The sequence below is a fragment of the Anaerobutyricum hallii genome, assembly GCF_900209925.1.
In the GTDB taxonomy this organism is placed as follows: Bacteria; Bacillota; Clostridia; order Lachnospirales; family Lachnospiraceae; genus Anaerobutyricum; species Anaerobutyricum soehngenii.
Genome location: NZ_LT907978.1, coordinates 961,933 through 983,377 on the forward strand (window position 1 = coordinate 961,933; position 21,445 = coordinate 983,377).

Genomic DNA, 21,445 nt, shown 5'->3' on the forward strand with positions numbered 1-21,445 from the left:
CAGCCGGGCATCTCGCAGTAAGAATGCTGAGGTATTCTTAAAATTATTTAAAATATATGAAGAAAGAAGGATAAGATTATGATGGCTACCAGCCCAATGGAATCCTTAAGTTCAGGATTCATTATTAACATCGAGCTGTTTTTTATCACTTTACTTTTGGCATTGCCACTTGGATTAGTGATTACATTTTGCTCTATGTCAAAGTTCAAGCCTTTAAAATGGTTAAGCAGAACTTTTGTCTGGATTATCAGAGGAACACCACTGATGCTTCAGTTGTTCGTTGTACTGTATGCACCAGGACTTTTGTTTTCTATGCCGATGAGTTCTCGTTTTACAGCAGCAATTATTGCATTTGTTATTAATTATGCTGCTTATTTTTCAGAAATTTATCGTGGTGGAATTGAAAGTGTATCAAGAGGGCAGTACGAAGCAGGACAGGTTCTTGGTATGACAAAGACACAGATTTTCTTTAAGATTATTCTGTTACAGGTTATAAAGAGAATTATTCCGCCGATGAGTAATGAAGTGATCACTCTTACGAAAGATACCGCTCTTGCCCGAATTATTGGTCTTGCAGAGATTATCATGTGTGCAGAACGTTTTACAAAACAGGGCTTAATCTGGCCATTATTCTCTACAGCAGTATTTTTCCTTGTTTTCAATGGAATCCTGACTCTTTTATTTGGATGGATTGAAAAGAAAATGGACTATTTTAGAGTATAAGGAGGGGTTTTGATGTCTATTCTTGAAGTGAAAAATTTAAAAAAGAATTTTGGAAGTCTTGAAGTGTTAAAGGGCATTGATTTTTCTCTGGAAAAGGGAGAAGCCCTTGCAATGATTGGAGCATCGGGAAGTGGAAAGACAACGCTTTTACGCTGCCTGAACTTTTTAGAGCGTCCAACACATGGACAGATTATTGTAAATGATAAAGTAATCTTTGATGCAGATGATAATAAGTCTTTAGGAGATGCACAGATAAGAAAGAACCGTTTACATTTTGGAATGGTATTTCAGTCCTTTAATCTTTTCCCACAATATACAGCGTTACGTAACTGTACATTAGCCAGAGAATTAATGGCAAAGGAACGTCCGGATTTTAAAGAGAATAAAAAACAGACTCTTGCGGAGATTCAGGCAGAGGGAGAGGCGCTTCTTGAAAGTGTTGGATTAAAAGAGAAGATGGATTTTTACCCACATCAGCTTTCCGGAGGACAGCAGCAGAGAGTAGCTATCGCAAGAGCGTTAATGTTACAGCCGGATATCCTGTGTTTTGACGAGCCGACATCAGCGCTTGACCCGGAACTTACCGGGGAAGTATTAAAGGTTATCCGTGGTTTGGCAGACAGACATACAACAATGGTTATCGTTACACATGAGATGAAGTTTGCTCGAGATGTATCTGATAAAGTTCTTTTCTTAGATCAAGGTACTATTGCAGAATACGGAACACCGGAGCAGGTATTTGAACATCCGAAGGAAGAAAGAACGAGACAGTTCCTCGAGAGATATTTTGAGGATTAATTATATCAGATATGCAGTAGAAGTATGTCATGCGTTGCATGACACATATTTCGCAGCAAGAATGCTGAGATATTCTTGAATGACTGAATATAGAAAAGTACTGTAAAACATAAAAATAGGAGAGAGGATTAAAAGTAAAAATCCTCTCTTTTTTATAAATATCTTTAATTTTTGTTATATAGATGATATACTTATTCTAGATTACTATATCTAAAATCAGCATAACATGAGAAGTGAGGGAAATGAAGATGCTAGATGCCGGACAGAGTGTAAACAAATTAAAAATACTAATTGTAGATGATTCTGAACTGAATAGGGAACTTCTCGCAAGCATGCTGGAGGATGAGTATGAGATTTATCAGGTTGAGAATGGGAAAAAAGCAATCGGTATATTAGAGAAAAGCAGGGAAGAGTTTAAGCTAGTATTACTTGATATGAATATGCCGGTAATGGATGGATATGAAGCCCTTTCCATTATGAAAAGGAGAAAGTGGTTAGACAGGCTTCCTGTAATTGTTATTTCTGCTGAGATTGGTGGAGAGAGCGTGAGAAAGGCTTACGAATTGGGAGCTAGCGATTATTTTGTACGTCCATTTAATGAATCTATTGTATCTAGAAGAGTTCGGAATACTATTACTCTCTATGATAACATTTCAAGCAATTTTAATGATGCGGTAATGATGTTGTCTACAATATTTTTCCGGATTTTAAAAATAGATTTAAAGGCAGATACTTATGAGATTATAGAGCATGGAGACAATGATCCGCTAAGGGAGTGTTTTCAAAAAGAAAGTATATCCGAATGTCTTATGGGGCTTGCTGAAGAAGGGCATATTCATGAGGAGGATTATAAAGAATATGTAGAATTTTGTTCTATAGAACATTTGAAGAGAATTTTTTCAGATGGCAGCCAATATGCAAGTTTACAGTATCGTAGAGTTATTGATGGAGAATATCGCTGGATTTCCATGGAGATTGTACGAAGCACAGAGTACAGAGAGGATAATCAGCAGGTTGTCATGTATGTGCGGGATATTAATGATGATTATATAAAGCTTTTGCAGATGGCAATGAGTCATACATTAGACTCTGTAGGCATTGTATCAGCGAATGTTTCCCAGGGAATCTGTCTTTCTTTTGCCGGAAAGAAGGAGGAATTAGAAGGTCGGGAAGGTCAGAGTATTGACTCTTATATAGAGATGATCAGTAAAATGATTCCGGTAGATGAATTAAGAAAGAATTTTTGTCAGAAGTTTTCACAAAAAAATATGTTAAAGACATTTCATGAAGGAAAAACAGACATTTCCATGGATACGGCATTTGCCTGTTCAAAAGAAGCACAGGTATCTGTACTGCGGGTGAATGTAGATATGGCAAGGAATTCTTTTTCAAAGGAAATTGGAGCAGTGTTACATTTTACAGATATTACTGCAGGGTATCTTGTAGAGAATGTACCGCAAAAGATTTATCAGAAGAATTATGAGAATATTATCATTATTGATGCAAATAGAAAAAAGATGATAAAGACAGACATTTTATCTTCTGTTTTATCAGAGTACCTGAAAAGAGAAGAATTATATGAAGGCTGGACTTCTTATGATTCGCAGAAAGACGTTGTGGACAGTGAGTGTGAAAAGTTTAAAAAATGTGTGGAACTTTCTGCAATAGAAGAAGGTCTTTGCAAAGATAAACAGTTTTCTTTTACTGTTCATGAGATAGATGAAACAGGTGAAGTGAGGTTAAAAAGATATTCTTATATTTATGTAGATAAACGATTAAATATTATTGTCGGGGCGAGAGAGGATATTACTGAATTTTCAGAAAAAGATGTTTTGGTAGGAGGATATAATCGTCGGGGATTTATTCGCAATACAGAACGTTTTTTAAATGCAGCATCTGATAGAACACAGTATGCAGTATTGTTTTTTAATATAAAGAATTTTAAAGCAGTGAATGAATTGTTTGGAGTGGAGAATGGAGATGTAGTTCTTCGGAATATATATAAAACGCTGAAATATTCAAGACTTGCTCCGGTGATCGTTGCAAGAGTAGAGTCTGATCATTTTGTCTGCCTGATCGATAAGAAGAATTTAGACTTTGCAGAACTGACAAAAGTATGTGAGAATAAGTTTTGCAAAGACGGTAAGCGGATGAATTTGATTATCCGATGTGGTATTTTTTATGTAGAAGATGAACCGATGAAGATTTCCGGTATGATCGACAGGGCAAAGCTTGCGAAGAAGTATATTACGGATGAATATGTTCAACCGTACATGATTTATGATGATTCTATGCAGGCTGCTTATGTAGACAAAGCAAAGCTTACCGGGGAATTGCAGGAGGGAATCGCACAGGAACAGTTTAAGGTTTATTATCAGCCAGTTATTGATGCGAAAACTGGAAAGATTGCTTCAGCAGAAGCATTGATTCGCTGGATCCATCCAGAAAAGGGATTCATTTCTCCGGGATTATTTATCCCGGCAATAGAAGAGGATGGTCATATTTCCGAGCTTGATTTTTATGTACTTAAGAAAGTATGGCAGTTCATTAATGAAAGATACGAAAAGAATAAGTTTGTTGTTCCGGTATCTGTAAATTTATCCTGGATGGATTTCTATGATGAAGTAATGATGGAAACAATCATAAAAGAAATAGATCAATTTAAAGAAGTGGGTAGAGAGTATATGACTCGTTTTGAAATTACAGAAACTTCATACGCTGCCATCAGGGAAAATCGAAGTGATATTCTTGAGAGTTTTCGGATTAGAAATACCAAGATTCTCTTAGATGATTTTGGAAGTGGCTTTTCTTCCTTTGGCATGCTCCAGGATTACGATTTTGATATATTAAAAATTGATATGAGCTTTATCCGTAAGATGGAAGAGAATCCAAAAACGAAAAGTATCGTGCGTAATATTATAGGAATGGCGCATGAGATGGATATAGAGACAGTTGCAGAAGGAGTAGAAACAGAAGAACAGGTAAGATTCTTAAAACAGAGCGGTTGTGACTATATTCAGGGATATTATTATTCCAGACCATTGCCGGAAGATGAATTTATAGAATTTCTGGAAAAAGAATCTTTAAAGAATTAAATTGTTATAAAATAGAAAAGAAATATCCCGCACTGTGATTTGCTACATAACAGTACGGGATATTCTTAATTTTTTGTGAGTTATCTATAGCTGTTATCTGTATTCTTCGGCGAGTTCCTTAAATACGGGAAGTGCCTGTTCCACTCTTTGCGTAGGGACACAGTAGGCGATACGGAAGTGCCCCGGACATCCAAAGATATCTCCAGGAACGAGCATCAGATCTTTTTCCATTGCTTTTTTGCAAAATGCCTGGGAATCCGGTTCTAAAGAACGTGGGAACATATAGAACGTTCCGCCGGGTTCTACACAATGGTAGCCGTATTCTCTAAGCGCTTCAAAAAGTATTTTTTTATTTGTTTCATACACGCTTAAATCGGAGGTACAGCCGCAGACATCCGCTACGGTTCTCTGCATCAGGGAAGCGGCACCATTTTGCCCGATTGTTCGGGAAATCTGCGGACAGATTTCAATAATCTTATCGGCATCAGAACAATCCGGATGTACGGCAAGATAGCCGATACGTTCTCCCGGAAGAGAGATCGATTTACTAAAAGAATAGCAGGTTAGCGTGTTCTTATAATAATTTGCAATGTAAGGAGCATCTACTCCTTCAAAAATAATATCACGATAAGGCTCATCTGAAATAAGATAGATTGGATGATGGAATTCTTTTGATTTTGCTGTTAAGATTGATGACAGTTTTTCAATGGTTTCTGTAGAGTAGACAATTCCGGAAGGGTTATTTGGAGAGTTGATCAGGACAGCAGAAACATTTTCATTTAATTGGGCTTCAAATGCTGCAAAATTAATCTGGAAAGTGTCGATATCTGCAGGGATAATTGTAAGCTTTAATCCAGCGCCGGCGGTATATGGTTTATATTCAGAGAAACAAGGTGCAAAAGTAATAATTTCATCGCCGGGATTTGTTACCGCACGAAGAGCGTGAGCTAAAGCTCCAGCAGCACCAATTGCCATAAAAATATTGGCAGCTTTGTAGGCTGAACCATATTTTTTATTTAAAGAGGCAGCAATTTTTTCGCGGGTTTCCATGATTCCAAAGCTTGGACTATATCCATGCAGGGCAAGAGGGTCTAAAGTTTTCACTTTTTGGACAATTGTTTCGTTTACAATAGAAGGTGCAGGTACAGAAGGGTTACCAAGGCTAAAATCATAAATATTTTCTGCTCCAACGACTTTGGCACGTTCTGCAGCATACTGGAATATTTCAAAGATAACGTCTTTTTCCTGTAGCATGTTTGTGTATTGTTTGTTTAACATAAAATGAAACACTCCTTTTTATTTTATATATTTTGATTAAGTAGATAGTCTCTATGAGTGTAGCATATGAGATGGGAAAGAACAAGAACAGGAATCGTATATTGACGGGGCGATGTTACTTTACTATAATAAAACGGACAGAAAGGAGTATATCATGGAGAACTATTCAGTACAGGTTCCACCGTATACGGTAGGACCGGAAGCATATAAAAAGATTGAAAAACAATGTCACATATATGGAAGCAAGGCAGTTGTTATTGGTGGAAAGAAGGCGATGGCTGCTGCGAAGGAGAAGCTGCTTTGTGCGGTAGAAGATACTGGAATTGAAATTGTTGATTTTGTATGGTTTGGAGGAGAATGTACCTTTGAGAATGCAGAAGCTCTCGAACAGTTAGAAGCAGTACAACAGGCAGATGTGATATTTGCTGTTGGCGGAGGAAAGGCAATCGATACATGTAAGCTTGTAAGTATTGCGCTTGAAAAACCGTATTTTTCTTTCCCGACGATCGCATCAAACTGTGCTCCGACATCTGCGGTGTCTATTGTATATAACGAAGACGGAACATTTTGTAAGTTTGTACATTTTCTCGAGCCGGCGAAGCATATTTTTATTGATACAGAAATTATCGCAAATGCGCCAACAGAATATTTATGGGCTGGAATTGGAGATACTTATGCAAAGTATTATGAAGTAAGTATTTCTGCAAGAGGTGAGCAGTTAGAGCATTATAAGGCAATGGGAGTACAGCTTAGCCGTATGTGTATGGAAGCGATGCTTGAGCATGGAGCACAGGCATTAAAAGATAACGAACAGAGGACGGCATCCTATGCATTAGAACAGGCGGCGCTTACTATTATTATTACAGCAGGCTGGGCTTCGTTGCTTGTGGCAAGAGAACATACGATGGATTATAATGGTGGAGCTGCGCATGCCTTTTTCTATGGTCTTTGCAACCTGCCTGGATTTGATGAGAATCACCTGCATGGCGTTGTTGTTGGATTTGGTGTTTTGCTTTTGCTTACGATTGATGGTAAAGAAGAAGAATGTGAGAAGCTGACTGCTTTTAATAAGACAGTTGGGCTACCAACGAAGCTTTCTGAAGTCGGTGTTACGGTAGAAGAAGTCGCAAAGTGTGCATCATTTATGGTAAAAGATGAGGATCTTGCGCATTATCCATATACTGTAACAGAAGAGATGATTGTAGAAGCGGCAAGAAAGCTGGATTATTAATTGAAATTTTAAGGAGGATATCATAATGAAGTTTGAAAAGATTGATATAACAAAGGAAAATGTAAACCCATTTCAGAGAATTGGCCAGGACTGGATGTTGATTTCTGCCGAGAGAGAAGGCAAGGTGAATACGATGACTGCTTCCTGGGGAATGATGGGTGTTTTTTGGGGAAAGAATGTCGTAACTGTCGGGATACGTCCACAGCGCTTTACAAAAGAATTTGTAGATGCAGGAGAATTCTTCACGTTAACATTTTTTGATGGAGAGCGTAAGGAGGAGATGGGATATCTTGGAAAAGTATCTGGAAGAGATGAAGATAAAATTAGCAAAGTAGGTTTTCATGTAGTAAAAACCGATGAGGAACAGCCGACTTTTGAGGAAGGTAAAATGGTTTTTGTATGTAAAAAACTTATGGAAACGCAGTTGAATCCAGAAGAATTTATTGATTCAGAAGTGGATGGAAGATGGTATCCACAGAAGGATTATCATCATATGTATACAGCGGAGGTTATCGCTGCCTACCGTATTGAACAATAATGAAAAGGATTTACAATAATTTAAAAGTAATGAAGAACTTCGGAAGTAAGAGAAGAATGAATTGCTTACATCTAAGATTGGAGGTATCGATATGTATTATGGAGGATATTACGGGGCATTTTGGGACCCGACATATATTCTGGTTGTAATAGGCATGATAATCTGCCTGCTTGCTTCTGCAAGAGTGAAGTCTACTTATGCGAAGTTTGATAAGGTAAGAAGTCATGCGGGAATTACTGCTGCAGAGGCGGCAGAACGTATTTTACATGGAGCGGGAATTTATGATGTGGAGATTCGGCATATTTCCGGAGATCTGACAGATAATTATGATCCAAGAAGTCGGGTTCTTAATTTATCTGACGCAACATTCCGCTCTACTTCTGTGGCGGCGATCGGAGTGGCGGCACATGAATGTGGGCATGCGATTCAGGATGCAGAAAGTTATGCGCCGCTTAAGATCCGCGGTGCGATTGTACCAGTTGTAAATTTTGGAGCAAATATTTCCTGGCCGCTTATTTTGATCGGAATTATTCTTGGAGGAAGCCATACATTGATCATGCTTGGTGTATTGCTGTTTTCTCTTACTGTAATATTTCAGCTTGTTACGCTGCCGGTGGAGTTTAATGCTTCTTCAAGAGCATTAAAGATTCTTGGTAATTCTCATATTCTTTATGATGATGAAATTTCCGGTGCAAGAAAGGTGCTTACGGCTGCTGCGCTTACTTATGTTGCTGCTGCTGCATCTTCTATTTTACAGTTGTTACGTCTTCTTTTATTATTCGGCGGCAGAAGAGACGATTAATGCATTATGAGAGGGATAAAGATTGTCTGTGTTGGCAGAGTAAAAGAAGAATTTTTTAAAGAGGGTATTGGACATTATGTAAAAGAAATCCGAAAGAAATACCCGATGGATATTTTAGAGTGTCCGGATGAACCGACACCTGATTCGTGTCCTGAATCTGTGGAAAGACAGATTCGGGACACAGAGGGGGAACGGATTTTAAATAAAATAAAAGACGATGAATATGTTGTTGCTCTTTGTATTGATGGAAAGCATTATAGTACACAGGAATGGGGCGACCGGATGAACAGGATTTTTTTGCAGGTACCTTCACAGGTGACTTTTGTGATTGGGGGTTCGCTGGGGCTGTCAGAGAAAGTGATACGAAGGGCAAATGAAAAGTTAAGTTTTTCGGCACTCACTTTTCCGCATCAGATGATGCGCCTTATTTTATGTGAGCAGATTGCCCGAGTTGTGTAGTGACATATTCCCTTAAAAGCTGCAGAAGGATAAAAAGGAAAAAATACAGGCATCCGCTGGCAGCTAGAATATAAAATGCAGGAATCGGCAGAGAAACCGCAGCGATTTCCCAGCATTTTTTTGAAAGAATTCCGCTGATTATCGCAGTAATCACAGGATATAGAATCGTCTTTTGGGTACAAAAGGAAAAAGGTATCGTGCGATAAATATAATAAATATTTAAAAGAAGCTGAAGGCTGTATCCGGCAAGAAGTCCTAATAAATATCCGAAAATTCCTTTGGAAGGAATAAGGAGCAGGATAAAGAAGATTCGGATTCCAACACCGAGAAGATTGTGATAGAGGGTCTGTTTTGTCTTACCAAATCCGTTTAGAATACTGGATGTCGTTTGTGCCGCATACATAAATGGACAAAGAAGAGAGAAAGAATGAACATATTCTCCGGCTTCTTTACTGTGAAAGATTGTTTCTCCAAGTATGGTTCCGTAAATAAGAAAGGCAAACGTGCTGAATATACCGATGAGAATACAAAAGTGCAGGCTGGCAGAAATCGTTTTCTCCATTTGCTGGTGTTGTTTTCGGTCATAGGCAGAGGAAATAGCCGGCATAAGCATTACAGATAAAGAGTTTACAATTGTAGCGGGAAAGAACAGGAACGGTAATGCCATGCCGGTTAAAGTACCATAAGTTTCTAAAGCATGAGTATAACTTTGGAAAAATATGTTCAACATAAAAGGAATTAACATCGTTTCTAAGCTGCTGATCACAGTGAGGCTGAAATGATTGATGGAGATAGGGAGACTAAAAGAAAAAAAGTGAAAGAAAAGCTTTTTTGCCGGGAGAAGAGCAGGCTCAGTTCGATGGGTATCTGCTCTTTTTTTTGTATTTTTCTTTTTGGAGATTGCGTTCTTATGAAAAAGGGAATTTCTGTTTTCTAAAAAGTATGTACGAAAATAGGCAAGAATAGTATAAAATGTAGAAACCCCTTCTCCAAGCACCATTCCCCAGGCTGCAATACGAGCATCGGCACCTAAAATAAAAATGGTAACGGAAAGAAGATAAATACTTCCGACGCGGGTAATCTGCTCCACAATCTGACTGACTGCGGGTACAGCAGAGCGGTTCAAACCGATGTAATAGCCATGGAGACAGGCTTTTATGGACACAAAGGGAAGAGAGAGTGCTGCGATTTTTAAAGAAGGAGCAGCAGAAGCTTCTTTTAAGACAAATGTACTTAAATAATCAGCACCTTCAAATAAAAAAAACATTAATATAATAGAAAGAAAAAAAGAGAGAAGGCAGCCGAGTTTTACAAGCCGGTGTGCGTTCTTTTTTTGCCCTTTTGCAAAAAAACGGGAAGTAAGATTAGAGATTCCAGTCTCAAAGCCATGACAGCATAAAGAAAAACATAGCATATATACTGGGAAAATCAGCTGATAAATTCCAAGTTCTTTTGCACCAATCAGATTAGAAAGGAATATTCTGTTATAGAATCCGAGTATTCTAGCGAGAAACCCCGAGAGTGTTAAAATTAATGTTCCGGTAAAGATTGTTTTTTTATAGGAAGTTTTATATGACATGAAAACACCATAGATAAAGGGTTATTTGATTGTATGCAGAAATAAAAGTATCTATTCAGAAGCAATTCGTAAAGAATGATGGAAAAGAGGAAAGCCTATGCAGCAGATTTATCTTGATAATGCAGCAACAACACCGGTTCGTCCGGAAGTAGAAGAAGCGATGCAGCCATATTTTTGCGAAAAATACGGGAATCCTTCCGGAATATATAAAATGGCATCAGAATGTCGGCAGGCGGTAGAAACGGTCCGCAAACAAATTGGGGAGACGCTGAAAGTATCCGCAGAAGAAATTTATTTTACATCAGGTGGGACGGAGTCAGATAACTGGGCGATAAAAAGTACAGCACAAAGATTAAAAGAAAAAGGAAAACATATTATTACAAGTAAAATTGAGCATCATGCAGTATTAAACAGCTGTGCTTATTTAGAAACACAGGGATTTGAAGTGACATATCTTGATGTAGATGAGTGGGGGTGCGTTCGTTTGGATGCGCTTCAAAGAGCGATACGAAAAGATACGATATTAATTTCTATTATGTACGCTAATAATGAAGTAGGAACAATACAGCCAATCGATCAGATTGGAAAAATTGCAAAGGAAAATGATATTTTCTTTCATACAGATGCCGTACAGGCATATGGACAGATTCCCATTGATATCAAAAAAGAAAATATACATTTACTAAGTGCAAGCGCACATAAATTTAACGGACCAAAAGGGGTGGGATTTCTTTATATAGATAAGCGTGTGCCTGTTATGTCTTATATTCATGGAGGAAAGCAGGAGAGAAATCATCGGGCAGGAACAGAAAATGTTGCAGGAATTGTCGGTATGGGAAAGGCAGCAGAAATCGCATTTGCCGCACAGAGGGAAAGGGAGAAAAGAGTGCAGCAGATGAGAGAGTATCTTATGAAGAAACTTTGTGAAGAAATACCGTATTGTCGAATAAACGGAAGTGCTGTGAGGAGATTGCCGGGGAATTGCAATGTCAGTTTTCAGTTTATAGAGGGAAATGAGTTATTGCTCTTATTAGATGAGAAAAATATATGTGCCTCTGCTGCTTCAGCATGCAGTACGGGAGATACCGCTCCTTCTCATGTGCTTACCGCCATGGGGATTCCGGAAAAACTGGCTCGGGGAACATTGCGCCTTACGATCGGTTATCAAAACACGCAGGATGAAATCGATTACACGATAAAATGTATCAAAGAAGCAGTAAAAAAACTGAGAGAAAATGCAGAAGATTATCGAATTTACAAAGAAAATTTTCCTTGCAATATGATATAAAATATAGTATTATAAACAGCGGAAGTTTTTTATGAACTTCCATTGGACCAGTAGCTCAGTTGGATAGAGCAACGGTTTCCGGAACCGTGTGTCGGGGGTTCGAGTCCCTTCTGGTTCGTTTTTTTTATGCATTTTAATAGAGGAATAACATGAAGTACGAAGTATATATACAGGAATCTAAGAAGTCACAGAAATTCTGTAAGAAAGCAATCGCAGAATATGAGAAACGTCTTAGCCGCTACTGTAAGATTAGTTGTAAGTTTATAAAGAAGGAAAAAGAATGGGAGTCTCTGCTTGTAAAAGATGCAGGGATGAAGAAGTTCATAGTACAGCCAGGCAAGGCGGAACTTACATCAGAAAGACTGAGTGAACAGATAAAAAATTGGGAAGGTTCCGGAATAAAGGGAATTATGTTTTTTGTTCCAGAATGGAATGAAGAAATCCTGGCTGATGCTCAGATAAAGAAGGCATCAAAAACAAAACAGCCAATAATAATAGAATCTCTGGTTCTCTCAGACTTTACCATGTCTTCTAATATGACAGGTATGGTTCTATATGAGCAGATTTATCGAGGATACCGAATACTCAACAATCATCCTTATCATAAGTAAAATAAATTACCGGATACTCTATAATATCTCTAGACAGTATTGACAGAGAAATTATAGAGCACCCGGTAATTATTCTTTTTCAAGGTCGTCTGTTTCGATGCCAACTCCTCTTGGGGGAACAGCAGTAGAGAATACGATCTGTGTCTGTGTGTTCCCAAATCTTTGCAGATGTCCGATAAAGGTGTCTAATTCCATTGTACTTGGAAAGGCTACCTTTAACATGATTGAATATGTACCAGTAACACAGTTGCATTCAAGTACATTTGGACAATCTTTGACATAAGGATAGAATTCATCCTTTTGTTTTGGGTCTAAAGTCAGATTGATAAATGCAGTAATATGATATCCAAGAGCAACGGGATCAATCGTTGCATGATAGCCGGTGAGAATGCCGGCTTTTTCCAAATGTTCTATTCTTGTAGAAACAGCAGGAGAAGATAAGAATACTTTCTGTGCAAGATATTTTAAAGGATATCTGGCATTCTCCTGAAGAAGAGAAAGAATTTTTCTGTCTATTTTATCCATAATATGTTACCTCCAAAAGTGATTAATAATCTCACAAAAGCAAATTCAGTGAAGAGAAAAGCCGGCGAGAGGATTCTTTCGTAAACCTTAAAATGAAAAAAAGGAAAACAAAAAAGGAGTATTCCTAAACGGAACACTCCTTTGTGTTCTTTGATTATATATCATTTGAAAAACGATTTCAAGAAAAAATTTATTTTCAAATAATAATCAGGGAAGAATTAGCAAACGCCCTGTGCAAGCATAGCGTTTAATACTTTTTCGAAACCAGCGATGTTAGCACCAGTTACATAGTCGCCTTCTTTGTTGTAACGTTTTGCAGCATCATCAATGTTATGATAAATGTTAACCATGATGTTTTTAAGCTTGCTGTCAACTTCCTCGAATGTCCAGCTTAATCTTTCACTGTTCTGGGACATTTCAAGAGCAGATGTAGCAACACCACCGGCATTAGAAGCTTTACCAGGAGCGAACCATACACCGTTTTCCTGTAAGTACTTTGTAGCATCTAATGTAGTAGGCATGTTAGCACCTTCACATACAGCGATACATCCGTTAGCAACTAACTGTTTTGCATCTTCAAGGAAAAGCTCGTTCTGAGTAGCACATGGAAGAGCGATATCACATTTAACAGACCATACACCACGTCCTTCGTGATATTCGCTGTTTGGACGATACTTTTTGTATTCTGTTAAACGAGCACGTTTTACTTCTTTGATTTCTTTTAATGCAGCTAAATCGATTCCTTCTGGATCATATACCCATCCAGTAGAATCAGAACATGTTACAACTTTTGCGCCAAGCTGCTGACATTTTTCAGTAGCATAAATTGCAACGTTACCAGCACCGGAAACAACAACTGTCTTACCAGCAATGTCATCATTGTGGCATTTTAACATTTCTTCTGTAAAGTATACAAGACCATATCCTGTAGCTTCTGTTCTTGCAAGGGAACCACCATATGTTAAGCCTTTTCCTGTAAGAACACCTTCATAAAGACCTTTGATTCTCTTATACTGTCCGAAAAGATAACCGATTTCTCTTCCGCCAACACCGATATCACCAGCAGGTACGTCAGTGTCTGCACCGATATGTTTGCAAAGCTCTGTCATAAAGCTCTGGCAGAATGCCATAACTTCACGATCGGATTTACCCTTAGGATCGAAATCAGAACCACCTTTACCACCACCGATTGGAAGTCCTGTAAGAGAGTTTTTGAAAATCTGTTCAAATCCTAAGAACTTGATGATACCCTGGTTTACAGATGGGTGGAAACGTAAGCCTCCCTTGTAAGGTCCGATTGCGCTGTTAAACTGAACGCGGATACCCATGTTAACCTGAACCTGTCCATTGTCATCAACCCATGGTACGCGGAACTTAATCATTCTTTCAGGCTCAGTGATTCTCTCTAAAACAGCCTGTTTTTTGAATTCTTCTTCATTCGCTTCAATTAACGGGCGGATTGTTTCAAATACTTCAGTAACTGCCTGATGGAATTCTGGTTCACTTGGGTTTTTCTCAATAACTCTTGCAAGTACGTCATCAACGTAAGACATAGTTTGTTCCTCCTTGATATTGTGTATTATACATATTTTTAAACTCCTGATGATTGACAAAAAAATATCAGAATCAAGTCTCTCATCAAGTTCTTTTTCCGCGCTCTATTATACTATATTGTGAGAAGTTATTCAATAAAAAGAATAAGTAAAAGTACAACTTTTTTTAAAAAAATTTCATAACCCGACATTTAACTTCATATTTTTAAGTGTGAAATGAGAAAAAATGATAGTTGTAGCTGCAAGAATTTCATTTTTTCAGTTTGTAAAAAAAGGAAACTATAAAAAATAAAAAAAGAAAAAAGGGATCATATAGATATATATATAAGAGTTGTTGTTAATAAAAAAACAATAAAAGACATAAGGATAACTCTGTTTAAAGTGTGAACTTAATGTGAAAAAAGGCATATGTTCACAAAATTATCGTAAATTAAGAATACTATACTACGTGTAAATTTAAACAGGAGGCTTATTTTATGATAGAAGTAAAAAACTTAGTCAAAGATTACGGAAAACACCATGCAGTAAAAGATATCAGTTTTTCCGTACCTGACGGACAGATTGTCGGTCTGCTTGGACCAAACGGTGCAGGAAAGTCTACAACAATGAATATAATGACCGGATATATTTCTGCGACTTCTGGTGAAGTGAAAATTGGCGGATATGATATTTTAGAACAGCCCTTACAGGCAAAGAAGTTAATTGGGTATCTTCCGGAGATTCCTCCTCTGTATGAAGATATGACAGTAGAAGAATATTTGAATTTTATTTGTGATCTTAAGGGAATTCGTAAAAAAACAGAAAAAGAATCATCGATCAATGAAGTAACAGAAGCGGTAAAGATTTCTGACATGAAAAAGAGACTGATTAAAAATCTTTCCAAAGGATATAAACAAAGAGTAGGACTCGCACAGGCACTGATTGGAAATCCACCGCTGTTGATCCTTGATGAGCCGACGGTAGGTCTTGATCCAAACCAGATCATAGAAATTCGTTCTTTGATTAAGAGTCTGGGCGAAAAGCACACGATTATTTTAAGTTCTCATATTTTATCAGAAGTGAATGCGGTATGTGATTACGTACTTATTATAGATAAGGGAACGTTAGTTGCAGAAGATACACCAGAGCATTTATCAGAAGATTTTTCAGATACGGACAGTATTATCTTATCGGTAAAAGGAGATAAGGAAAAAGTAGAAAAAGTATTAAAAGCTTCAGAATATATTAAAGATTACAAGATTACAGGAGAAAAAGAAGACATCGTTGATGTGCAGGCAAAAACAGCAACAAAAGAGGATATCCGCGATAATTTATTCTTTGAATTTGCAGAAGAAAAATTGCCGATCATCAAGATGGAACGAGAAAGTTTATCTCTTGAAGATGTATTCCTGAAACTTACCGGACAGGATGTGGAAGAAGTAGAATCAGAGGCAAAGAAAGCTTCAGAGCAGATTGAAAAGCAAAGTCATCATGGTTTTTCTTTTAAAAGAAAGAAAAAAGCAGAAGACGTAAAAGAGGAGGATAAGTAGAATGAAAGCCATTTATTTAAAAGAAATGAGAAGCTATTTTCACTCACTGGCAGCCTATATTTATTTTGCTCTTTTTATTGCTGCAACAGGAGTTTATTTTTCAGTAATCTGTATGTCTTACGGGTATACAGACTATTCACAGTACGTATTTTCTAACAGTACGATCTTATATATTGTTATTGTGCCGATTCTTACTATGCGTTTATTTGCGGAAGAAAAGAAGCAGAGAACAGATCAGCTTTTGTATACTTCCCCGATTCGGCCGGGAAGTATTGTCCTTGGAAAGTATCTGGCTTCTGTAACATTGCTCGCTATGTCTATGTTAGTAAGCCTTATAGAAGCCGGTGTATTAAGTATGTTTGGAAGTGTAAACTGGAAAACAGTTCTTACCGGCTGCCTTGGTTACTTCCTTTTAGGCGCCTGCCTGATGGCAGTAGGAATGTTTGTATCTTCTATCACAGATAATCAGATGATCGCAGCAGCCTTATCCTTTGCAGTAGTTTTATTTTGTATGTTACTTCCGAATATCTCAAATGTTGTACCAGGAAGAGCAAGATATACGTATCTCGTATGTGTGCTGGCAGTACTTCTTATTGCATGGTTTTTCTATGATGAGACCAAGAACATGAAAATTGCGGCAGGAGCAGGCATTGCCGGTATCGCAGTGATTGGTATTTTAAGCAAAGTAAAACCTGCGCTGTTTGATAACGGTCTGTCTAAAATCATTGACTGGTTTTCTGTATTGGATCGTTTTAATGACTTTTGCAGTGGAATTTTAAATGCATCTTCTATTGTATATTACGTATCATTTATTGCAGTATTTTTATTCCTGACAATGCAGGGAATTGAAAAACGCAGATGGAATTAGGAGGGCATAAAATGACAGGGAAAAAGATGAATGCAAAATTAAAAAAAGGTATTTTTTCAGCAGTAGCAGTTGTCGTTCTGATCGCAGCAGTTATTGCAGTCAATATATTTGTAACAAGTAAAAACTATACAGTAGATGTAACAGCCAATAAAATTTACTCACTTTCAAAACAGACGAAAAAAATAATAAAAGGGTTAGATAAAGAAGTTACCATATACGTAGTGAATAAAGAATCCGATGTAAACTCTTCTTATGCACAGGTCTGGAAAGAATATAAGAAAAATTCTACAAAAATAAAATTTGTTTATAAAGATCCGGATCTGTATCCGAACTTTACAAAGAAATATGTAGATAGCAGTGAAGAAGTTGCAAATGACAGTATGATTATAAAATGTGGTAAGAAATACCGCTATGTTTCTGCAAATGACTATGTTTCCTACAGTTATGGAAGTGACTACTCCTATTCGGCAGATTCTCTTCAGTTAGAAAGTCTTACAACAGAGGCAATTAATTATGTTATTTCAGATTCCACACCGGTAATCTATACGTTAAGCGGACATTCAGAACAAAGTTTTGATTCAAGTACGACAAGTAGTTTTGAGGGAGACAATTACTCTGTAAAAACACTGAATCTTCTCACAGAACAGAAAGTACCGGAGGATTGTTCAATCCTGCTCATCAATGGTGCGCAAAAAGATATCACAAAAGATGAGCTTAAGATGATTAAAACTTATATGAAAAACGGTGGAAAGATGTATGTATTCTTAGATGCGAGAGTAGAGAATCTTACAAACTTATACAGCCTGCTTCAATCATATAATGTAGAACCACAGAAAGGTGTTGTGGTAGAAAGCGATGCAAGTAAATATACACAATATCCAATTTATCTGCTGCCGACGATTGAAAGTTCCGATGCAACTTCTGCACAGTATAACAGCAATGTTTATGTCCTTGCTCCAAGTGCAAAAGGTTTAAAAGATATCACAGAAAAGAATGCAAAGAAGGATTCTTCTGCATCCGATTACACAGTAACTTCATTACTTTCCACAAGTGATGGCGCTTATTCCAAGGTAGATACATCAAGTTCCACATTAAATAAAGAAAAGAAAGATATCAGCGGTCCATTTGACATCTCTGTAGCGGTATCTGATTCTACCGGTGGAAGAATGATCGTAACTGGATGTACGAACATGCTGCTTCAAGATATTGATCAGGCAGTCAGTGGGGCCAATACGGACTTTGTATTAAATGGTGTGAATTATCTTGCAGAACAAAAGAGTAAGATATCGATCAGAGCAAAGAGCTTAAAAACAGAGAATGCAGTCGTACCGGCATTTAACCAGAAAGCAACATTGATTATGACAGTATTTGTGATTCCACTGGTAATACTTGCAATCGGAATCGGTATTGTGATAAAAAGAAGAAAACTTTAAATCCTGATTTGTAGATTTCGTGTAGACGAAAAAAGAAAGAATACCATATCCCATCTGCTCTGTAGTCGCTGCATTTAAGATGCTCATCTGCATCTTAAACACGCTCCGAAGCCGCATCTGGGATATGGTATTCTTTCTTTTTTTTATCTAATCTAAATCTACAGTTGGTAAGAATGGGGATTTTCCAGAAGATTATGACTTTTCGAGAAATTAAATTCAAAAGAGCTGACATTTAAGTTGTTGTATATACATGGAATTTAGTTATATTAGAAATCGTAGACTTTTGGACAATCCCCTTGTTTTTTAACTGAGTTGTGGGATGAGGTTAGAAAGCCGCTGGTTTTTTGAGGAAAAATGAAGTATTTAGCGTAACGGAACAAAATCAAACTTATAAGAATTCGCTTTTTTTTAGAAATCTCAATGCAATTCAGCAACATACAACAATTTGAATGTCAACTCTTTAGAATTTAATCCCATGGAAATCCACAACCTTCGCGAGAATCCCCATTCCCGCGAACTTGAATAGTCAGAAAAAAGAAAAAATGCCCTATCCCAGATGCGGCTTGGGAGAGTAGTTAAGATGCGGACGAGCATCTTAACTACAGCGATTACAGAGCAGATGGGATAGGGCATTTTTTCTTTTTTCGTCTATACAAAATCAATCTATAAATCTTTATGTAATCTTAATATGGTAGTCGATATATTTATACTATCTTTGAATGCGGACATATATAATGAGGGGAAACATGCCGGATGAAATAGTAATAACAGGAGGGATTTATGTCAAGGGACATACATAAAAAGAAGCATTTGTCTTCTTTTCAATTAATTATTCTGGGATTTGCAGGTGTTATTTTATTGGGGGCAATTATATTAATGTTGCCAGTTTCTTCTGCCGAGGGAGTGATGACTCCATTTAATCAGACGCTTTTTACATCAACTTCCGCGGTATGTGTAACGGGACTTGCTGTCTTGGATACAGGTAGTTACTGGTCTGTTTTTGGACAGGTAGTGATTTTACTTTTGATACAGATAGGAGGACTTGGTGTGGTTACTGTTGCCGTTTCTGTATTTATGCTGTCAGGCAGAAAGATTTCTCTGATGCAGCGCAGCACGATGCAGAATGCAATTTCTGCACATAAAGTAGGAGGAATTGTCCGTCTGACAAAGTTTATTTTAAAGGGAACATTATTTGTTGAGATGGCAGGCGCATTAGCGTTGCTGCCGGTTTTTTATCATGATTTTGGCAGGAAAGGGATATGGATGGCAGTATTTCATTCCATATCGGCTTTTTGTAATGCTGGATTTGATATTTTAGGTACGCCCACGAATCCATTTCCATCCATTACGGCTTATGCAGGAAATCCGATTGTAAATGTAGTGATTATGTTTTTAATTATAGCAGGTGGTATAGGATTTCTTACGTGGGAGGATATTTGTATTAATAAAATCCACTTTAGAAAGTATCATATGCAGAGTAAGATTATACTTGTGACAACCGCACTTTTGATAGTTTTACCAGCTGTTTTTTTCTTTTTTTCTGATTTTACTCATCTGTCAGTGGGAAAACGGTTGCTTGCATCGGCTTTTCAGGCAGTAACTCCAAGAACTGCCGGATTTAATACTATGGATATTTCTAAAATGACAGAAGTTTCAAAAGCAATGATTATTATACTTATGCTTGTCGGAGGTTCGCCAAGTTCTACGGCAGGAGGTATGAAGACAACAACTTTTGCAGTGCTTATATTGAATGCATTTGCCACATTCCGGAGTCAGGAAAATGTCGAAACATTTGGAAGAAGAATCGAGTGCAGTGTGATAAAGAATGCATCAACGATTGCAATGATGTACTGTATGTTATTTTTATGTGGAGGAATTACGATCAGTGTATATGAAGGGCTTCCACTTTCGGAATGTCTTTATGAAGCAGCATCAGCGGTTGGAACAGTAGGGCTTACATTAGGAATCACACCAAAGCTTCATATAGTGTCACAATTCATACTGATCATACTTATGTATCTTGGAAGAGTAGGAGGACTTACTCTTATTTATGCGGTCCTTTCAAAGAAAAAGAAGGGAAATGCAAGGTTACCGTTAGAAAAAATAACAGTAGGATAAGTGTTAGGATTGTGTATGGTATCCGTTAGATAAGACAGAAGGAGAATGGAATTATGAAAAATATATTATTAATCGGACTTGGGAGATTTGGAAGACATATTGCAATGGAGCTTAGTGAATTAGGGCATGAAATTATGGCAGTAGATGTCAATGAGGGCAGAGTAGATAAAGTCCTTCCCTACGTTACAAATGCCCAGATTGGAGATAGCACGAATGCGGAATTTTTAGAATCATTAGGAATTGGAAATTATGATATCTGTTTTGTTACGATTGGAGGAAGCTTTCAAAATTCATTAGAGACCACATCTCTATTAAAGGAACTTGGTGCAAAAATGGTTATTTCGAGAGCAGAGAGGGATGTTCAGGAGAAGTTCCTTTTAAGAAATGGTGCAGATAAAGTAATTTATCCAGAAAAACAGGTGGCAAAATGGGCTTCGATCCGTTATACCGATGACCATATCCTTGATTATATGGAAGTAGATGCTTCCCATGCAATATTTGAAGTGGAAGTACCGAAAGAGTGGATTGGAAAAACGGTTGGAGAGCTGGATATTCGAAGAAAATATGATATTAATATCCTTGCAATAAAAAATAATGGAGAGCTTAGCATGGCAATATCTCCAGATACATTTTTTACAGGGGATATCACGCTTTTAGTAATCGGAGAGCATAAGGCAATTAAAAAGTGTTTCCATATTTAAATTAAAGAGGGGATAAATGATGAAAGAAGTAATTTTACTCTTAACAGTATTGGTAATGTTTATTGTTTGTTTTTTTGTTATGGGAAAGATTGGATATTTCATCAATGAAAATTACAAAGCGTTTATTATAGGGGAGAGGGAAAATACGCAATCCTGTAAAATTATATCTTTGGATGAAATTTCTGATGAAGAGTTGTTAAAAGAAATACATGATTATCAAAAAAAATGTGGTAAAGCAAGTATGATAATTTATGATTCAAAAAAGGAAGATAAAAGGCAGTGTTTTGACGGTGATAAAGCAGTGTGATATACTCTA

Annotated in this window: 19 protein-coding genes and 1 tRNA gene; 16 read left to right on the top strand and 4 right to left on the bottom strand. The window is 37.3% G+C overall.

All coding sequences use genetic code 11. The annotated features are described in order from the left end of the window. Nucleotides 1-81: 81 nt before the first annotated feature. From EHLA_RS04420 to EHLA_RS04430, 3 genes are all read left to right on the top strand, one after another. Nucleotides 82-723, top strand: a complete 642-nt coding sequence (locus tag EHLA_RS04420) for an amino acid ABC transporter permease (RefSeq protein ID WP_173854342.1) — start codon at nt 82-84, stop codon at nt 721-723. A gap of 12 nt (nt 724-735) precedes the next feature. Next, nucleotides 736-1,521 carry an amino acid ABC transporter ATP-binding protein gene (locus EHLA_RS04425; protein WP_096239456.1) on the top strand — a complete coding sequence of 262 codons (786 nt, stop codon included), beginning with the start codon at nt 736-738 and terminating at the stop codon, nt 1,519-1,521. A 242-nt stretch (nt 1,522-1,763) separates the two neighbouring features. Continuing rightward, nucleotides 1,764-4,616: an REC domain-containing phosphodiesterase gene (locus EHLA_RS04430; protein WP_096239457.1), complete on the top strand. Its 2,853-nt coding sequence runs from the start codon at nt 1,764-1,766 to the stop codon at nt 4,614-4,616. A gap of 93 nt (nt 4,617-4,709) precedes the next feature. Here EHLA_RS04430 and EHLA_RS04435 read toward each other — a convergent pair whose 3' ends face one another. Continuing rightward, the gene (locus EHLA_RS04435; RefSeq protein WP_096239458.1) at nt 4,710-5,894 is read right to left on the bottom strand and encodes a pyridoxal phosphate-dependent aminotransferase; all 1,185 of its coding nucleotides are present in this window, start codon (nt 5,892-5,894) and stop codon (nt 4,710-4,712) included. Between the two features lie 154 nt (nt 5,895-6,048). On the opposite strand from EHLA_RS04435, the gene EHLA_RS04440 reads away from it, so the two are divergent. The 4 genes from EHLA_RS04440 (at nt 6,049) to rlmH (ending at nt 8,924) form a co-directional block, all read left to right on the top strand. Next, complete coding sequence (locus tag EHLA_RS04440) at nt 6,049-7,125, top strand: iron-containing alcohol dehydrogenase family protein (RefSeq protein WP_096239459.1); 1,077 nt, start codon at nt 6,049-6,051, stop codon at nt 7,123-7,125. A gap of 25 nt (nt 7,126-7,150) precedes the next feature. Continuing rightward, nucleotides 7,151-7,663, top strand: coding sequence for a flavin reductase (locus tag EHLA_RS04445; protein ID WP_096239460.1), 513 nt, complete (start codon nt 7,151-7,153; stop codon nt 7,661-7,663). Between the two features lie 91 nt (nt 7,664-7,754). Then, nucleotides 7,755-8,465: a zinc metallopeptidase gene (locus tag EHLA_RS04450; RefSeq protein WP_096239461.1), complete on the top strand. Its 711-nt coding sequence runs from the start codon at nt 7,755-7,757 to the stop codon at nt 8,463-8,465. Nucleotides 8,466-8,471: 6 nt separating this feature from the next. Beyond that, a complete protein-coding gene (gene rlmH, locus EHLA_RS04455; protein ID WP_096239462.1) occupies nt 8,472-8,924 on the top strand; it encodes a 23S rRNA (pseudouridine(1915)-N(3))-methyltransferase RlmH in 453 nt (150 codons plus the stop codon). On the opposite strand, the gene EHLA_RS04460 is transcribed toward rlmH, so the two are convergent. Beyond that, on the bottom strand, nt 8,890-10,503 hold the full coding sequence (locus tag EHLA_RS04460) for a putative polysaccharide biosynthesis protein (protein ID WP_096239463.1): 1,614 nt from the start codon (nt 10,501-10,503) through the stop codon (nt 8,890-8,892). The two genes, rlmH and EHLA_RS04460, sit on opposite strands and share 35 nt — an antisense overlap. 97 nt (nt 10,504-10,600) lie before the next feature. Here EHLA_RS04460 and nifS point away from each other — a divergent pair, with 97 nt between their 5' ends. From nifS to EHLA_RS04475, 3 genes are all read left to right on the top strand, one after another. Beyond that, a complete protein-coding gene (nifS, locus tag EHLA_RS04465; protein ID WP_096239464.1) occupies nt 10,601-11,791 on the top strand; it encodes a cysteine desulfurase NifS in 1,191 nt (396 codons plus the stop codon). A 44-nt stretch (nt 11,792-11,835) separates the two neighbouring features. Next, a tRNA-Arg gene (locus EHLA_RS04470) sits at nt 11,836-11,909 on the top strand. Between the two features lie 31 nt (nt 11,910-11,940). Further along, nucleotides 11,941-12,402: a 23S rRNA (pseudouridine(1915)-N(3))-methyltransferase RlmH gene (locus tag EHLA_RS04475; RefSeq protein ID WP_096239465.1), complete on the top strand. Its 462-nt coding sequence runs from the start codon at nt 11,941-11,943 to the stop codon at nt 12,400-12,402. Between the two features lie 69 nt (nt 12,403-12,471). Here the strand turns inward: EHLA_RS04475 and EHLA_RS04480 are convergent, their stop codons facing one another. Next, nucleotides 12,472-12,927, bottom strand: coding sequence for an Lrp/AsnC family transcriptional regulator (locus tag EHLA_RS04480; RefSeq protein ID WP_096239466.1), 456 nt, complete (start codon nt 12,925-12,927; stop codon nt 12,472-12,474). 218 nt (nt 12,928-13,145) lie between these two features. Further along, nucleotides 13,146-14,480 carry an NADP-specific glutamate dehydrogenase gene (gdhA, locus tag EHLA_RS04485; protein WP_096239467.1) on the bottom strand — a complete coding sequence of 445 codons (1,335 nt, stop codon included), beginning with the start codon at nt 14,478-14,480 and terminating at the stop codon, nt 13,146-13,148. 476 nt (nt 14,481-14,956) lie between these two features. On the opposite strand from gdhA, the gene EHLA_RS04490 reads away from it, so the two are divergent. From EHLA_RS04490 to EHLA_RS04515, 6 genes are all read left to right on the top strand, one after another. Further along, the gene (locus tag EHLA_RS04490; protein WP_021908236.1) at nt 14,957-16,009 is read left to right on the top strand and encodes an ABC transporter ATP-binding protein; all 1,053 of its coding nucleotides are present in this window, start codon (nt 14,957-14,959) and stop codon (nt 16,007-16,009) included. Between the two features lies 1 nt (nt 16,010). Further along, nucleotides 16,011-16,877: an ABC transporter permease subunit gene (locus EHLA_RS04495; RefSeq protein WP_096239468.1), complete on the top strand. Its 867-nt coding sequence runs from the start codon at nt 16,011-16,013 to the stop codon at nt 16,875-16,877. Between the two features lie 11 nt (nt 16,878-16,888). Further along, nucleotides 16,889-18,310: a GldG family protein gene (locus EHLA_RS04500; protein ID WP_157908548.1), complete on the top strand. Its 1,422-nt coding sequence runs from the start codon at nt 16,889-16,891 to the stop codon at nt 18,308-18,310. Between the two features lie 780 nt (nt 18,311-19,090). Beyond that, nucleotides 19,091-20,428: a TrkH family potassium uptake protein gene (locus EHLA_RS04505; RefSeq protein ID WP_096239470.1), complete on the top strand. Its 1,338-nt coding sequence runs from the start codon at nt 19,091-19,093 to the stop codon at nt 20,426-20,428. Between the two features lie 53 nt (nt 20,429-20,481). After that, nucleotides 20,482-21,129 (top strand): potassium channel family protein, encoded by a 648-nt coding sequence (locus tag EHLA_RS04510; protein ID WP_096239471.1) that lies wholly within the window; start codon nt 20,482-20,484, stop codon nt 21,127-21,129. Nucleotides 21,130-21,145: 16 nt separating this feature from the next. After that, nucleotides 21,146-21,436 (top strand): hypothetical protein, encoded by a 291-nt coding sequence (locus EHLA_RS04515; protein WP_096239472.1) that lies wholly within the window; start codon nt 21,146-21,148, stop codon nt 21,434-21,436. Nucleotides 21,437-21,445 lie beyond the last annotated feature (9 nt).

What these genes read in the sequence shown, in the direction of transcription:
- EHLA_RS04420 (WP_173854342.1), top strand. Translation starts at nt 82, where the DNA reads ATGGCTACCAGCCCAATGGAATCCTTAAGTTCAGGATTCATTATTAAC.
- EHLA_RS04425 (WP_096239456.1), top strand. Translation starts at nt 736, where the DNA reads ATGTCTATTCTTGAAGTGAAAAATTTAAAAAAGAATTTTGGAAGTCTT.
- EHLA_RS04430 (WP_096239457.1), top strand. Translation starts at nt 1,764, where the DNA reads ATGAAGATGCTAGATGCCGGACAGAGTGTAAACAAATTAAAAATACTA.
- EHLA_RS04435 (WP_096239458.1), bottom strand. Translation starts at nt 5,894, where the DNA reads ATGTTAAACAAACAATACACAAACATGCTACAGGAAAAAGACGTTATC.
- EHLA_RS04440 (WP_096239459.1), top strand. Translation starts at nt 6,049, where the DNA reads ATGGAGAACTATTCAGTACAGGTTCCACCGTATACGGTAGGACCGGAA.
- EHLA_RS04445 (WP_096239460.1), top strand. Translation starts at nt 7,151, where the DNA reads ATGAAGTTTGAAAAGATTGATATAACAAAGGAAAATGTAAACCCATTT.
- EHLA_RS04450 (WP_096239461.1), top strand. Translation starts at nt 7,755, where the DNA reads ATGTATTATGGAGGATATTACGGGGCATTTTGGGACCCGACATATATT.
- rlmH (WP_096239462.1), top strand. Translation starts at nt 8,472, where the DNA reads ATGAGAGGGATAAAGATTGTCTGTGTTGGCAGAGTAAAAGAAGAATTT.
- EHLA_RS04460 (WP_096239463.1), bottom strand. Translation starts at nt 10,503, where the DNA reads ATGTCATATAAAACTTCCTATAAAAAAACAATCTTTACCGGAACATTA.
- nifS (WP_096239464.1), top strand. Translation starts at nt 10,601, where the DNA reads ATGCAGCAGATTTATCTTGATAATGCAGCAACAACACCGGTTCGTCCG.
- EHLA_RS04475 (WP_096239465.1), top strand. Translation starts at nt 11,941, where the DNA reads ATGAAGTACGAAGTATATATACAGGAATCTAAGAAGTCACAGAAATTC.
- EHLA_RS04480 (WP_096239466.1), bottom strand. Translation starts at nt 12,927, where the DNA reads ATGGATAAAATAGACAGAAAAATTCTTTCTCTTCTTCAGGAGAATGCC.
- gdhA (WP_096239467.1), bottom strand. Translation starts at nt 14,480, where the DNA reads ATGTCTTACGTTGATGACGTACTTGCAAGAGTTATTGAGAAAAACCCA.
- EHLA_RS04490 (WP_021908236.1), top strand. Translation starts at nt 14,957, where the DNA reads ATGATAGAAGTAAAAAACTTAGTCAAAGATTACGGAAAACACCATGCA.
- EHLA_RS04495 (WP_096239468.1), top strand. Translation starts at nt 16,011, where the DNA reads ATGAAAGCCATTTATTTAAAAGAAATGAGAAGCTATTTTCACTCACTG.
- EHLA_RS04500 (WP_157908548.1), top strand. Translation starts at nt 16,889, where the DNA reads ATGACAGGGAAAAAGATGAATGCAAAATTAAAAAAAGGTATTTTTTCA.
- EHLA_RS04505 (WP_096239470.1), top strand. Translation starts at nt 19,091, where the DNA reads ATGTCAAGGGACATACATAAAAAGAAGCATTTGTCTTCTTTTCAATTA.
- EHLA_RS04510 (WP_096239471.1), top strand. Translation starts at nt 20,482, where the DNA reads ATGAAAAATATATTATTAATCGGACTTGGGAGATTTGGAAGACATATT.
- EHLA_RS04515 (WP_096239472.1), top strand. Translation starts at nt 21,146, where the DNA reads ATGATGAAAGAAGTAATTTTACTCTTAACAGTATTGGTAATGTTTATT.